14 protein-coding genes are annotated in these 14,467 nt (G+C 34.7%); 5 read left to right on the top strand and 9 right to left on the bottom strand.

Annotated features, from left to right (window positions below):
* Positions 1 to 2: 2 nt before the first annotated feature.
* The 3 genes from RM706_RS09615 to RM706_RS09625 are packed head-to-tail and all read right to left on the bottom strand — an operon-like array spanning position 3 to position 3,131.
* Positions 3 to 1,238 carry a DUF1015 domain-containing protein gene (locus RM706_RS09615; protein ID WP_311350847.1) on the bottom strand — a complete coding sequence of 412 codons (1,236 nt, stop codon included), beginning with the start codon at positions 1,236 to 1,238 and terminating at the stop codon, positions 3 to 5.
* A 1-nt stretch (position 1,239) separates the two neighbouring features.
* Positions 1,240 to 2,127, bottom strand: a complete 888-nt coding sequence (locus RM706_RS09620; RefSeq protein ID WP_311350848.1) for a 3-hydroxybutyryl-CoA dehydrogenase — start codon at positions 2,125 to 2,127, stop codon at positions 1,240 to 1,242.
* 32 nt (positions 2,128 to 2,159) lie between these two features.
* On the bottom strand, positions 2,160 to 3,131 hold the full coding sequence (locus RM706_RS09625) for a Gfo/Idh/MocA family protein (RefSeq protein WP_311350849.1): 972 nt from the start codon (positions 3,129 to 3,131) through the stop codon (positions 2,160 to 2,162).
* Positions 3,132 to 3,232: 101 nt separating this feature from the next.
* Here RM706_RS09625 and RM706_RS09630 point away from each other — a divergent pair, with 101 nt between their 5' ends.
* The gene (locus tag RM706_RS09630; RefSeq protein ID WP_311350850.1) at positions 3,233 to 3,874 is read left to right on the top strand and encodes a protein-L-isoaspartate(D-aspartate) O-methyltransferase; all 642 of its coding nucleotides are present in this window, start codon (positions 3,233 to 3,235) and stop codon (positions 3,872 to 3,874) included.
* On the opposite strand, the gene smpB is transcribed toward RM706_RS09630, so the two are convergent.
* Entirely contained in the window at positions 3,871 to 4,332 is a 462-nt protein-coding gene (gene smpB, locus RM706_RS09635; RefSeq protein ID WP_311350851.1) for an SsrA-binding protein SmpB, read from the bottom strand. The two genes, RM706_RS09630 and smpB, sit on opposite strands and share 4 nt — an antisense overlap.
* 78 nt (positions 4,333 to 4,410) lie before the next feature.
* On the opposite strand from smpB, the gene RM706_RS09640 reads away from it, so the two are divergent.
* Positions 4,411 to 5,157, top strand: coding sequence for a DUF6503 family protein (locus RM706_RS09640; protein WP_311350852.1), 747 nt, complete (start codon positions 4,411 to 4,413; stop codon positions 5,155 to 5,157).
* Here RM706_RS09640 and RM706_RS09645 read toward each other — a convergent pair.
* Positions 5,154 to 5,711: a SixA phosphatase family protein gene (locus RM706_RS09645; RefSeq protein WP_311350853.1), complete on the bottom strand. Its 558-nt coding sequence runs from the start codon at positions 5,709 to 5,711 to the stop codon at positions 5,154 to 5,156. The genes RM706_RS09640 and RM706_RS09645 overlap by 4 nt on opposite strands.
* Before the next feature lie 52 nt (positions 5,712 to 5,763).
* On the opposite strand from RM706_RS09645, the gene RM706_RS09650 reads away from it, so the two are divergent.
* Positions 5,764 to 7,185 carry a PorP/SprF family type IX secretion system membrane protein gene (locus tag RM706_RS09650; RefSeq protein ID WP_311350854.1) on the top strand — a complete coding sequence of 474 codons (1,422 nt, stop codon included), beginning with the start codon at positions 5,764 to 5,766 and terminating at the stop codon, positions 7,183 to 7,185.
* A 3-nt stretch (positions 7,186 to 7,188) separates the two neighbouring features.
* Here the strand turns inward: RM706_RS09650 and RM706_RS09655 are convergent, their stop codons facing one another.
* Positions 7,189 to 7,785 carry a TetR/AcrR family transcriptional regulator gene (locus tag RM706_RS09655; protein WP_311350855.1) on the bottom strand — a complete coding sequence of 199 codons (597 nt, stop codon included), beginning with the start codon at positions 7,783 to 7,785 and terminating at the stop codon, positions 7,189 to 7,191.
* A gap of 103 nt (positions 7,786 to 7,888) precedes the next feature.
* Complete coding sequence (clpB, locus tag RM706_RS09660; protein WP_311350856.1) at positions 7,889 to 10,489, bottom strand: ATP-dependent chaperone ClpB; 2,601 nt, start codon at positions 10,487 to 10,489, stop codon at positions 7,889 to 7,891.
* A 142-nt stretch (positions 10,490 to 10,631) separates the two neighbouring features.
* On the opposite strand from clpB, the gene ytxJ reads away from it, so the two are divergent.
* Positions 10,632 to 11,024: a bacillithiol system redox-active protein YtxJ gene (gene ytxJ / locus RM706_RS09665; RefSeq protein ID WP_311350857.1), complete on the top strand. Its 393-nt coding sequence runs from the start codon at positions 10,632 to 10,634 to the stop codon at positions 11,022 to 11,024.
* Positions 11,025 to 11,055: 31 nt separating this feature from the next.
* Here the strand turns inward: ytxJ and RM706_RS09670 are convergent, their stop codons facing one another.
* Entirely contained in the window at positions 11,056 to 12,240 is a 1,185-nt protein-coding gene (locus RM706_RS09670; protein ID WP_311350858.1) for a hypothetical protein, read from the bottom strand.
* 236 nt (positions 12,241 to 12,476) lie between these two features.
* On the opposite strand from RM706_RS09670, the gene glyA reads away from it, so the two are divergent.
* Entirely contained in the window at positions 12,477 to 13,748 is a 1,272-nt protein-coding gene (gene glyA / locus RM706_RS09675; protein WP_311350859.1) for a serine hydroxymethyltransferase, read from the top strand.
* 7 nt (positions 13,749 to 13,755) lie between these two features.
* Here glyA and RM706_RS09680 read toward each other — a convergent pair whose 3' ends face one another.
* Entirely contained in the window at positions 13,756 to 14,418 is a 663-nt protein-coding gene (locus tag RM706_RS09680; RefSeq protein WP_311350860.1) for a hypothetical protein, read from the bottom strand.
* Between the last annotated feature and the right edge of the window lie 49 nt (positions 14,419 to 14,467).

Genomic DNA, 14,467 nt, shown 5'->3' on the forward strand with positions numbered 1-14,467 from the left:
TTTTATAGTTCGTAAATGGTTAATCCACTTCGCAATTTCGGTTCAATATAAGTACTCTTTGGTGGCATTACCAAGCCAGCATCTGCAATGGCTTTTATTTCATTTATAGTAATAGGGACCAAGCTAAACCCTACAACAAAATCACCACAATCTATACTATCTTTCATTTTTATAAGATTATATTTTCCATAGCCGTATGCAATACGTTTATCATTGCGTAAATCTTGAATTCCTAAAATAGGTTCTAGAATTGTTTTATAAAGGATTTGAGTATCTAGTTCACTTAATGGATCTGTGAAAGCATAGACTTTTTTTCGAAGATAAAGAGAGTAAAATTCTCCATCTAAATACATGCTGAAATGATGTTTTTTAGTAGGTTTATAAATACCATCATTTCTCTTTTCGATGCGATATAACGCATCCAATTGAATTAAAAACTCATCAGGTGACATGCCATTTAGGTCTTTGACCATACGATTGAACTCATATATCTTAATTTCAGACTCTGGAATTAAATAGCTCATAAAAAAATTATATGCCTCTTCGCCTGTATGTTCGTTATTTTTTGACTTTAATTTTTCGGCCAATAAACATGAAGAAGCACTTCTATGGTGCCCATCGGCAATATAAAGTGTTTTAACTTCACCAAATAATCGTTGTAGTCTTTCTATGGTATTGCTATCTGAAACTTTCCAGAGTTTATGGTTGACTCGGTCTGTAGTAGTGAAATCATATTCAGGTTTTTTAGTAACCTCATTTTTTAGTAAGGTAGAAATTTCATCGTTGTCTTTATAAGTCATTAACACTGGCTCAGCATTAAAACCAACAGTATTCAGATAGTCCGCAAAAAGCACTTCTCTTTTTTCAAGGGTATCTTCATGTTTTTTGATGACATCTTTTTTATAATCCCTAATACTTGTGGCACAAAAAAAGCCTAAGCTGCTAAAACTACTTTTGCTAATTTGATATAGATAGAAACTTGGTATCTCATCTTGTACAAATATGGTATCTTCCAAGAACTCCATATAGCGATTGTGGACTAATTTAAAACGTTCTTTGCCCAAAATATTCTTATGAAATTTAAACCCAGGATTAATGATATGCAAAAACGAAAATGGGTTGTATTCTAAAATACTATTGAGTTCTTGCAAATCATATTCTTCGTAAGATTTTGAAGCTACAAACGATACCTTGTCTTTGGTTGGCCGTATGGCTTTGAATGGTTTTATAATAGCCATATTAGCTGAATTGTGAAGCTACTTTGTAGGCTTTTCTAGATTCTGAATAATTGTAAAACCCTTCACCTGATTTCACCCCGAGCTTACCGGCCATAACCATGTTGACTAGAAGTGGGCATGGGGCATATTTAGGGTTTTTAAAACCATTGTACATAACGTTCAAAATAGATAAACACACATCAAGCCCAATAAAATCGGCAAGTTGTAATGGTCCCATTGGGTGTGCCATACCTAATTTCATTACAGTATCAATCTCATTTACTCCTGCCACACTGTTATATAGGGTCTCAATAGCCTCATTTATCATAGGCATGAGAATTCGGTTTGCAACAAAACCGGGGTAATCATTTACCTCAGTAGGAGTTTTTCCTAGTTTTTTCGAAAGTTCCATGATGATCGAGGTAACTTCCTCAGAAGTACTATACCCCCTAATAATTTCGACTAATTTCATGATTGGTACTGGGTTCATAAAATGCATACCGATAACTTTATCTGCTCTTTCTGTGGCAGCTCCAATTTGAGTGATAGAGATAGAAGATGTATTGGTCGCTAGAATGGTATTAGCATGGCAGATTTCATCAAGCTGTTTAAAAAGGCCTAATTTAATTTCTAAATTTTCTGTGGCAGCTTCCACCACGAGATCCACGTTCTCAACACCTTTATTTAACTCTGTATAGGTATTGATTTTGTTAAGTGTATTTTGTTTGTCACTAGCTCTAATACGTTCTTTAGTCAGCATTCTATCCAAATTTTTGGTAATTGTGTTAATACCTGTATCCAAAGAACTTTGCGATATATCAACTAGATTGACTTGATAACCGTTTTGGGCAAAAACATGGGCAATTCCATTACCCATTGTTCCAGCACCAATTACCGCTATTGTATTCATAAACATTTATATTAATGCCCAAACACGGGCAATTAGTTTTTATTATCGAAAGCTTGGATGACCTGAAGCGCAACCCTTAATGCGGCAGTGCCCTGTGTCAATGAAACGATGGGTTCTGTACCATTGTTGATAGCATCGGCAAAGGTTTCTAATTCTTCAAAAATTGCATTGTTTGACTCAATATCGGGATTCTCAAAATAAATCTGTTTTTTTATACCTTCTGCATTTTGTAAAATCATATCAAAATCACCAGGTGATTCTGGAGCATCTTTCATTTTTACAACTTCCACTTTTTTCTCTAAAAAATCGACTGATATATAGGCATCTTTTTGAAAAAAACGTGATTTACGCATATTTTTCAATGATATTCTGCTAGCAGTTAAATTGGCTACACAACCATTTTTAAATTCAATTCGAGCATTTGCAATATCCGGGGAATTGCTTATTACGGAAACTCCACTGGCATTGATTTGTCGCACATCAGATTCGACGACACTTAAAATGGCATCTATATCGTGTATCATCAAATCTAAAACCACAGGCACATCTGTGCCGCGAGGGTTAAATTCTGCCAAACGATGGGTTTCAATAAACATTGGATTTTCTATCTTTTCTTTTACGGCAATGAATGCAGGGTTAAATCGTTCTACATGACCTACTTGGCCCTTAACATTATGTTTTGACTCTAGTTCAATAAGTTCTTCGGCCTCTTGCAGAGTATTGGTTATGGGTTTTTCAATAAAAATATGTTTCCCACTTTTCATAACTTTTTTAGCGCAGTCATAATGTGAAAGAGTAGGAGTAACAATATCTACAACATCAACGGCTTCAATTAAAGTATTGATGTTCTCATAATAAGAATACCCAAATTCGTCGGCTACCTTTTTTGCATTTATTTCATCGGGATCATAAAAACCTATAAGTTCATACTTTGCAGATTGATTTAATAAACGAAGATGAATTTTTCCTAAGTGTCCGGCACCGAGTACACCAACTTTCAGCATAAAATTTTATTTCTTCAAAAATAGGAATATCAATAGAAAATGAACCCATTGATACTTGAAGTTAAGAAAGAACTTTTTAATTTCGTTTTCCAAACCAAAACATGCGAGATACATTAAAACATAAAGGAATGCGCAATAATTTGGCCGAAACCCTTATTGGTAAAGGTATTACCGATGAAAAAGTGCTGAATGCCATACGTGAAGTTCCAAGGCACTTGTTTTTAGATAGTGGTTTTGAGGTACATGCTTATCAAGATAAGGCTTTTCCTATCGGTGCGGAGCAAACTATTTCGCAACCTTATACCGTTGCTTTTCAAACTGAACTTTTGAATATTGAACCAGGCCATAAAATTTTGGAAATAGGTACTGGTAGCGGTTATCAAACGGCTGTGCTTTTAGGCCTAAAAGCTAAGGTTTATACTATTGAACGCCAGCAAGAATTGTTTAAAAAGACAAAGTTATTTTTTAATAAAATGGGGTACCGGCCCAAAAAAATAATTTTTGGTGATGGCTACAAAGGCTTACCAGATGAAGCACCTTTTGATGGCATTATTGTCACTGCAGGTGCTCCAATAGTACCTAAACCACTAATGGCACAATTAAAAATAGGAGGAAAGCTGGTCATACCAGTGGGGTTAGATGAGCAAATAATGACGCTATACATAAGAAAGTCGGAAAAGGAATTTGAGAAAAAAGAGCTTGGTAATTTTAGGTTTGTTCCCTTATTAGAGGACAAGAATTAATTATTGAAATTCTTCTTGATTCTTGATAAATCTCGTTTATTGTCACGGTCTTTTATCGTTTCTCGTTTATCATAATTCTTTTTTCCTTTTGCAAGTCCAATGTTCATCTTAGCAAGACCCTTATCGTTTAAGAATAAATTTAAGGGAACGATGGTCAAGCCAGAGGCGGTAACTTCTTTTTGTAATTTTTTCAACTCTCTTTTATTGAGTAGAAGTTTTCTTTCCGCTTTTGGTTTGTGGTTATAGTGACCTCCATAGCTGTATTCATCAATTTGCATATTGATTACAAATAGTTCGCCATTATCGTTGAACTCACAAAAACTTTGTGATATTGAAGCTTTGCCCAAGCGTATCGATTTGATTTCAGTACCACCAAGAACAATTCCTGCTGTATATTTATCCAAGATTTCATAATCAAACTTGGCACGTTTATTCTTTATGTTGATATTTTTCTGCATTAAGTACAAAAATAGGTTTAATTGATAAAAGTGTAATGTTGAATAACTTTTTACGATTATGTTTTAAACCTTTTATTCATGAAAAAAATCATTTTATTTTTTTTAGCATCATGTATAATAGCTTGTAATGAGAATCAGGCTGATAAGTTAGATGTGCAACAAATAATAGATAAAGCAATTGAAGCAAGTGGTGGTATTCATCATGAAGACAGTAATGTTTCATTTTCATTTAGAGATAAACAATATGTTGCTCAAATTGAAAATGGAAAAAAAATACTAAAAAGAATAACATATACTGACTCTTTGAAAATCATAGATATTAAAAAACACAATTCGTTTCAGCGTTTTTTTAATGACAGTTTGATAAGTATACCTGATTCTATAGCTAATCGTTATTCAAATTCGGTCAATTCTGTGCATTATTTTGCCCGTTTGCCTTTTGGGTTGAACGACCCGGCGGTACATAAAGAATTGATTGGTGAAGTTGAGGTTAATGGAGCTAGCTATTATAAAGTAAAAGTCACTTTTGATGAAAATGATGGTGGTGACGATTTTGACGATATATACATCTATTGGTTTAATAAGGCATCATTCAAGCCAGATTTTCTTGCCTATGAGTTTCATGTCAATGGAGGCGGTATTCGGTTTAGACAAGCTTTTAATGAAAGGTATATTAATGAAATTAGATTTGTTGATTATAATAACTATAAGGCCAATAACAAGAAAGTAGATATTTATAAAATAGATAGTTTGTTTGCGAATAACGCTTTAGAGCTACTTTCAAAAATAGAATTAAAAGATATTAAGGTAGAAGAAGCAAATTAATACATTTTAAGCCTAATATCAGTCGCTTTGCCATCTATTACCCTAATGATAAAAAGGCTTCCATTATCATCTTCTTGCATAGCATCATACTTCTCTAGGCCTAGAATTTTATTGGTTAAAGCTGGTGTTGAATTGCTATGTCCGACAATAAGTACATTTTTACCTTCATTATCTGATTTTAATATCTCAACATCAATGTCTCTTGGGTCATAATATTGAACGTCAATATCTTTCTTTACCGAAGTGGGTGCGGCAGTCATTAGCGTACGCTGGTAATTTGTAGAATATATTGCATCTAAAGGAACTTGGTCGAATATTTCTGCCCACCTTATAGCGCGATCTAGTCCTTCTTGCATTAACTCTGGATCAATATTGTTCGGATCACTCTTCTCTTTTTCTGCATGTCTGATTAAATAAAAGGTAGATATTGTAGGTTCTTTACTGATTTCTTTATCTTTAGTAGGTTGATTACAGCTTAATAAACCCACCAACAGCACTAAGCCGATTAAGCATTTTTTGAAATTGTTTAATGCTACTTTGCTAATTTCTCTCATAAATTAATGATTGGAATAAGCTAAAAATAGCATTATATTTTTAATTTAAACCATGCATAAGCTCTTAAAGATTTTCATAATTTATCTTTTCACTTTCCATGTTTTAGGGCAAGAAAGAAATTTGCCGGGTGATTTGAGGCAACATAATCTTAACCAATTTAACTCCAGTTTATTTAACCCCACATTTTCCTTTGATAGAAATATGCCTAGGTCAATTACCTTATGGTCGCGTTGGCAATGGCAAACAATCGATGCGGACCCTACTACCATTTTTTTAAATTACACCCAAAAGTTAGATGCACAATCATCAGCGGGTATTGGATTTTTTCAGCATAACACTGGTGTTCTGATAAACACAGGTGCAATTTTAAATTATGGGTATGCCATACCATTAGGAGAAGAATCTAATTTGATTTTTGGGACTAATATTAGTTTTTATAATCAAAAATTGGCCGATGATCGTTTAATTGACGATAGCCAAATCGATTTAGTAGAGCTTTCTACTGAAAATAGTTTTATTGCTGAATTTGCACCAGGTTTACGCATTCAGGCCAACGGTTTTAGTATGGCCATAACGATAGAGAATGCTTTGGACTACAATTTTTCAGATAATGAAAGAGAGGCAGCATCTCGTATTTTTTCAGCATCAATAAGTAATGATTTTCCTGTATTTCTTTTTGATGGAGTAAGTTATTTAAGACCTATGGCTTACGTAAGGGCGATACCTAACGAAGATACTCAGTACGGTTTGACCGCTTTGTTTTCAAACCCTAAGTTTTGGGTACAGGGTGGTTACAATAGTTTTTATGGGGTTTCTGGAGGAGCTGGTGCCACTTTGTTTGAAAAATTTTCGATTGGAGCTTTAATGGAGTTCGGATTGGATAATGCCATAAGTGATGAAGACCCTACTTTTGAAATAGTTGCTTCATACTATTTTGGAAAGCAAAGTTTTGCTGCAAAAGAAAAGAAAGAAAAAAAATCTGCTGAAGAACGGATGGATGATGTTGAAGAAAGAAGATGGTTGGCTGAAGAAGAACGAGAAAGACAACGCTTAGAAAGAGAGCAGCAATTAGCTACTGAAAGGCAAGATTCTATAAATAAGGTCAGAGAGGCTGAACTAGCTGCAGTTCGTGAACAAAATAGATTAGATAGTATCGCCAGGGTGCTACGAGAGCAGGAAGTTGAGGTGCAACCTAATGAAAAATATGAAGAGGTGGTTACTTCTGATGGATTGGAGCCAGGTTTCTATTTAATTGCCAATGTATTCGGCACACAAAAGTATTATGAGAGTTTTATGAATACGTTGAGAACTAAGGGTATAGAGCCTAAATCTTTTTTTAGAAGTTTAAATGGATATAACTATGTATACCTTGGGCGTTATAACACAATCGGTGAAGCTAGGGCTGCTCGTGACAGTAATTTCAACGGCAAATATTCTGATGCATTATGGATATTTAGAGTAAGAGGAAAATAGAAATCATTTTCTTATTTCTCGACTTATGAGCTGTTCCAAATATGCCATGGTATTCATCAAATACTTTCTATCTCGAGTCATAGTACCCATCGCAACTGCACCTTGAAGAATAGTATAAAGTTGTTTCGAAAATTGGAGTGGGGGTACAGGTATCTTTATCTCATTGGCATTGACCCCATTTTCAAGAACCAATGCTATCTTACCTTCAATTTCTTTGATAGTTTCTTTATTAGCAGCAGCCAATAAACTATTGTTATGCTGGGCATCTACGCCAATGTTCAAAATCGGGCATCCACCCATAGAAAGCGTAAAAACATCATATTGTCTGTAAAAGTTAATTATTGAATTGATTTTATCAAGGGCGGTGCCTTCAACATTCAAGAGATCATCAACTTTCTGGAGTATTATATTTCTATTATATTCAAAAGCAGCTAACGCTAAAGCCTCTTTATTTTCAAAATTGCCATAAATAGCACCCTTTGTAAGTCCCGTAGCTTCGGTTAGATGACTCATACTAGTACCGACATAACCATGTTTGTTAAAAATAGGCGCTACGGTTTCTATAATATATTTTGTAGTTCTCTCAGCTTTGGTAGACATTGTGGTTCAGATTGGATATAGCTAATATAGAAAAAATTATACTGTGTGGTATATCAAAAAGAGCATCTAATTTTAGATGCTCTTTTTTTTCTTAGATCAACTTTTACTCCACCAATTCATTTTGGTTTCTAAATACAAGCTCTTCATCAAAGGAGTCTAACAATATGATACTCTCACTCTTGATAGTTTCCGCTAAAAGCTCTTTAGATAATTTATTCAAGACTTCTTTTTGAATTAACCTTTTTATAGGCCTTGCACCATAATTTGGGTCAAAACCTTTATTTGCCAAATAATCTATAGCCTCTTCAGTCGCATCTAACGTAATATGCTGATTTGATAGCATTTTTTTGAGTTGCTCTAATTGCAATCTTACAATTTGCTTGATATTGGCCCTATCTAAGGGTGTGAACATGATGATATCATCTATTCTATTTAAGAATTCTGGTCGAACTGTTTTTCGCAATAGACCCATCACTTCAACCTTTGCAGCCTCAGTTGCACTCTCTAAATCGATTTTGGTTTCGAATTTATCTTGAATGATATGGCTACCGATATTACTAGTCATGATGACAATTGAGTTTTTAAAGTCTGCTATTCTTCCTTTGTTGTCTGTAAGTCTGCCCTCATCCAAGGCTTGCAATAAAATATTGAATGTATCTGGGTGTGCTTTTTCAATCTCGTCCAATAATATTACAGAATATGGTCTTCTGCGGACTGCTTCCGTCAATTGTCCTCCTTCGTCGTAACCAACGTAGCCAGGGGGTGCACCTATAAGCCTGCTTACCGAATGCCGCTCTTGATACTCGCTCATATCAATTCTTGTCATGGCATTTTCATCATCGAATAAATAAGATGCCAGTGTTTTGGCCAGTTCAGTTTTTCCTACACCCGTTGTACCCAGAAAAAGGAAAGAACCAATAGGTTTTTTTGCATCTTGTAAACCAGTTCTACTTCTTCTGATAGCATCTGAAACTGCTTCAATAGCTTCTTCTTGACCTACAACTCTTTGGTGCAAAACGTTTTCTAACTCTAATAGCTTTTGGCGTTCACTTTGAAGCATCTTTGTCACTGGAATTCCCGTCCATTTCGCCACTACCTCCGCAATATCTTCGTTAGTGACTTCTTCTTTGATTAAGGTACTCGACTTTTGTTGTACTTGAAGCTCCCTATTTAATTTTTCTAGTTGTTCTTGAGCTTCTTTTATTTTGCCATAGCGCAATTCTGCAACTTTACCATACTCACCATTGCGTTCGGCTTTTTCAGCTTCAAGTTTATAATTTTCAATATCCTGTTTTGTTTTTTGGATATTATCCACTACAGATTTTTCACTTTCCCATTTTGCAAAAATCTCGTTTCTTTCTTCTTTTATATTGGCCAGTTCAAGATTTAGAGATTTTAATTTTTGATCGTCTTTTTCTCGTTTAATAGCCTCAATTTCAATTTCCAACTGCATAATTCTTCTGTCCAGTGAATCTAGTTCCTCTGGCTTTGAATTGATTTCCATTCTGAGTTTTGATGCAGCTTCATCAATTAAGTCGATTGCCTTATCTGGCAAAAATCGATTAGTGATATAACGTTGTGATAATTCTACAGCAGAAATAATGGCCTCATCTTTGATTCTTACCTTGTGATGTGCTTCATACTTATCTTTTATACCTCTTAGAATAGATATGGCACTCTCAATATCGGGTTCATCGACCATTACTTTTTGAAAACGCCTTTCAAGAGCCTTATCTTTTTCAAAATATTTTTGATATTCATCTAGTGTAGTGGCGCCAATTGCCCTTAGTTCGCCTCTTGCCAGTGCAGGTTTAAGAATGTTTGCGGCATCCATTGCTCCTTGGCCTCCGCCGGCACCTACTAATGTATGTATTTCATCAATGAACAAAACAATATCCCCATCAGATGTGGTAACTTCTTTGATTACTGCTTTCAGTCGTTCTTCAAATTCGCCTTTGTATTTAGCACCAGCAATTAAGGCTCCCATATCTAGAGAGTAAATAATTTTCTCTTTTAGATTTTCGGGCACATCGCCCTGTACTATCCTATGGGCCAGCCCTTCTGCAATGGCCGTTTTACCTACTCCAGGTTCACCTACCAGCATAGGGTTGTTTTTAGTTCTTCGAGATAATATTTGCAAAATTCTTCTGATTTCTTCATCACGGCCAATTACCGGATCAAGTTTGCCCGAATCTGCAAGGCTATTTAGGTTTTTTGCGTATTTATCTAATGAATTGTAAGTTTCTTCTGCACTTTGAGAGCTTACCCGATTACCCTTTCTTAGTTCTTGAATGGCGGTAGTCAAGTCTTTTTCATTTACCCCATTATCTTTTAAGATTTGGGCAATCTTACTTTTAGATTTTAGAATAGCAATCAATAAATGCTCGATGGAAACATATTCATCTTGCATTTTTTTTGCTATGACAATAGATTCATTAACAGTTTTAGAAGCCTCCCTTGACAGCATAATATCTCCTCCAGAAACTTTTGGGAAACTTTGCAGTTCTTTTTCTAAAACCTGATGCAAAAGTTGTGTATTGACATGGAGCTTTTTTAAAAGAAATGGTAATACATTTTCATCTACCTGATTAATGGCTTTAAATAGGTGCTCATTTTCAATTTGTTGATGTCCAAAACCTTGTGCAATCAGTTGTGCTTGCTGCACGGCCTCTTGTGATTTTATAGTGAAATTATTAAAGTTCATTTTTATTTTTTATAACAGAATTTCAATAATCTTACCATAATTATAAAACAGTCAAAATGTCGCTAAAGTCCTTAAAACAAAGGACATTTCGTCAGTTTGTAAGAAATATCAAATTACGCGACAGAACTCTTAAATTTGCACTATGGGATTATTCAATGATTTATTTGGGGCTAAATCAGATTTAAAAAAAGAAAAGAGGAGCTTACCTTGGGTACCTTTGACTTCTAAGGAACAACTAGCTACCATTATCGAAAAATCAAAATCAAGACCCCAAGCAATTTTTAAGCATTCGACGACATGTGGTATCAGTAGAATGGTATTGAATATGTTTACGGATAACTATGCTACGAATAGTGATCAAATAGACATTTACTTTTTAGACCTGCATGCGTACCGAGATGTTTCTAATGAAGTTGGTATACGCTTTCAAGTACTTCATCAATCACCTCAATTACTTATAATCAAGAACGGTGTTGCGGTGTCCCACGCTTCTCATGGAGCAATTTCAGAAGTAGACTTAGAACAATACGTATAAAAAAAGCCCTGCTTTTAAACAGGGCCTTAATTTAGTTGAAGTTGTTTCTCCTCACAATGTCTTTTAGTCGAGCTTTTAAGTCTTCACCGGCATCATAAACCATTTGTTCATTTGATGGAAATGGGACCGCCGCCAAATCTAATAATGCAACTAAACTATTATCTAAAGCCCTTCTATCACCTTGATAATTAGCATATATATGCTCAAAAATGAATTCACTTGAAAGTGGATATGAATTCACCACCTGACCACTTTGTAAATCCTTAAAGTTGACCTTTGCACCAATCTGTGCAGTTTTCAATTGTGTATATCTGTAAAAATCACATTTAACCGTTCTGAATTTGTCAACCTTGATATCATTACCTAAACTATCTTTCGCTACATTTCCGTTCTGATCAAGAGCATACTCAAACCCATCTTTGATTTGTTTTTCTTTTATGATCTGAGTTTCATTGACCTGTTCAGGTGAAATATTAATTTCTTTAAAATCAAGCTGAAGCGCATAATCATAGGTGATATTTTCAATAGGGTTTGAATGAAAAGTTGCCCAAAAATTATTTATACCGTACGTATTAAAATCGAGTAATTCTTCTTCCAATCGCTTTGGAATAATCTGCTCGGTATCATTTTGAACTTCAATCTTTACATAGTCCAATCCTTTTTGATAGGCTTCATCCATTTTAACCGCTGTGTCGTAATACCCCGGATTAATATCATTCAAATACTTCAATTCATCATATGCCTGTCTATAATCTAGTTTATTTGATGCATTGCTCAACAAATCTGTTGCATTAGCATATAAATATTCAGATAATGAAGATTTTGTTTGAAGAATCTTAGAATCATAGTTCTTCATTACAAAGCTTGCATCTCTATTTTCATCATAAACTGGTAATGGCAAGAGTGGTGTAATTCTTTCTTGAAACTTTTTAAGTGTAAGATATCCATTATAGATCTTCTCAAGATTAGCCGGGTTGCCATCGTTTTCTAAAAAAGCTATTTTTTCGGCCTCTCTGTTTGCGTTTTTGGCAAAAGCTTCTTCAAGCATCAGCACGTATTTTTGATTTCCTTTTTTAGTCTTGTTATTTGCTAACTCTTTAAGCGCCTTGTTTATAGCAGTAGTATAGTTACCACTATTGATGGCTTCTTGAGTTTTCTTTGCACCACCACAGGCCAATAACACAAATAATATACTAATGAGTAATAATTTTTTCATGACTTTTGATTTTATGGTTATATAGTAGGTTTTCAATTGCCGTGCCAAAAACCTTCTTTTGATTAACGAAAAAGAATAAAAACTAGTATATGTTTGTATAAATAATTGATTATTAGAGGGTTTGTGATTTTTTAAAATTGTTAATTTTTGTTTGATAAAATCACATAATAAAACTTTTTGTAACTAAAAATTGACCATTTCAATTTGTATTTTTGAAGCTTAATCAATAGTGAAAAATGCAAAGAGACGAGCTTATATTTGACCTTATCCAAAAGGAAGCGGAACGACAAACACAAGGTATTGAACTTATTGCTTCTGAGAATTTCACCAGTCCTCAGGTAATGGAAGCAGCAGGGTCTGTTCTTACCAACAAATATGCAGAAGGCTATCCTGGTAAGAGATACTATGGTGGCTGTGAAGTTGTTGATGAAGTTGAACAGCTAGCTATTGATAGAGCCAAAGAACTTTTTGGTGCTGCTTATGCCAATGTCCAACCACACTCGGGTTCTCAGGCAAATGCCTCGGTTTATCACGCTTGTTTACAGCCAGGTGATACCATTCTTGGGTTTGATTTATCACATGGTGGGCATTTGACACATGGTTCTCCCGTTAATTTTTCAGGAAAACTGTACAATCCAGTATTCTATGGTGTAGATGAGGAGATGGGTACTCTAAATTATGATAAGATTCAAGAGATTGCCGATAAAGAAAAACCCAAACTGATTATTGCTGGAGCTTCTGCTTACTCTCGTGATATGGATTTTAAACGTTTTCGTGAAATAGCCGATAGTGTCAATGCCATTCTTTTGGCAGATATTTCACATCCGGCCGGCCTGATAGCAAAAGGGATATTGAATGATCCGATACCATATTGTCATATTGTTACTACCACGACTCATAAGACCTTACGCGGACCAAGAGGAGGGTTAATTTTGATGGGGGAGAATTTCGAGAACCCATTTGGAATTAGACTAAAGAATGGCAATCTCCGTAAAATGTCTGCTTTATTAGATTTAGCTGTTTTTCCGGGCAACCAAGGGGGTCCGTTAGAACATATAATTGCAGCAAAAGCCGTGGCTTTTGGAGAAGCATTGTCTGATGATTTCTTGCATTATATGATTCAAGTAAAGAAGAATGCGGCCGCCATGGCAAAATCTTTTATGGATAAAGGTTATAAGGTGATTTCTGGTGGTACTGACAATCATATGATGTTGATTGATCTTCGAAACAAGAATATCACCGGAAAAGATGCTGAAAGGGTTTTGGAAATGGCAGATATTACAGCTAATAAGAATATGGTACCCTTTGATACGCAATCGCCATTTGTTACTTCTGGTATTCGATTTGGAACGCCTGCTATAACTACACGAGGGCTCGTGGAGTCAGATATGGAAGTTATTGTTGATTATATTGATGAGATAATAACAAACCCTGAAGATGAAATATTAATTAAATCGGTCAAAGCTAAAGTAAACCAACTAATGGGGGAACTATCATTATTTAAATAGTTGGTTTTTATTGGTTTAAAAGGAAAAAATCACCTTCGTCGATTATTGATTTATTTTTTAAATCATAGATTGCAGAATCTATATTAGATTCAAAATAAAGACCCCAAAAGTCAAAATAATCAGTTTTTGATTTGGTCGTGCTTACCATGCTTTTGATGACATCTTGCTCTTGTTCTTCGAACACGGGTATAAAGATTTCATAGGGCATCTCTGTTAAGCCTTTGGTAAAATGCACAAAGTTTTCGCTTACGTGACATAATATATTACCAAGCTGGTCAGGCACACTACGGTTATATATTTTAGTAATAATGATAGAGGTATCTTTTAAATTAATTGATAGTTCTGCTATATCAACATTAATTCCGTTTTCTTCAGAGAGATTAAAAAGTGCTGTTTGAAATGGAGACGCTTTAAACGTTTTAGACTTTGATGTATAAAAACTGCCCCAATTGCCATTGTTTAGATAGAAGAGACTTTCTGTAAGCCCAAAATTACAATCAAGTTCAATAACTAAATCAATGGTATTTTCTTTATTGAGAGTTTCTCTAACGGTGGCATTTGCAAAAAAATCACGTTCCAAATGATTTTTAAAAGTATGAAGACCAAATAAGCCTTTAAGTTGTTTTCCATACTCAGAAGAGCTTTGGTTATTTTGGTTTTGATCAGACATAATTAACAGTTCTAACATTAGTTCAATCGAAGTTAGAATGATTATTCTG

The organism is Croceitalea rosinachiae (genome assembly GCF_031846445.1).
Classification (GTDB): Bacteria; Bacteroidota; Bacteroidia; order Flavobacteriales; family Flavobacteriaceae; genus Croceitalea; species Croceitalea rosinachiae.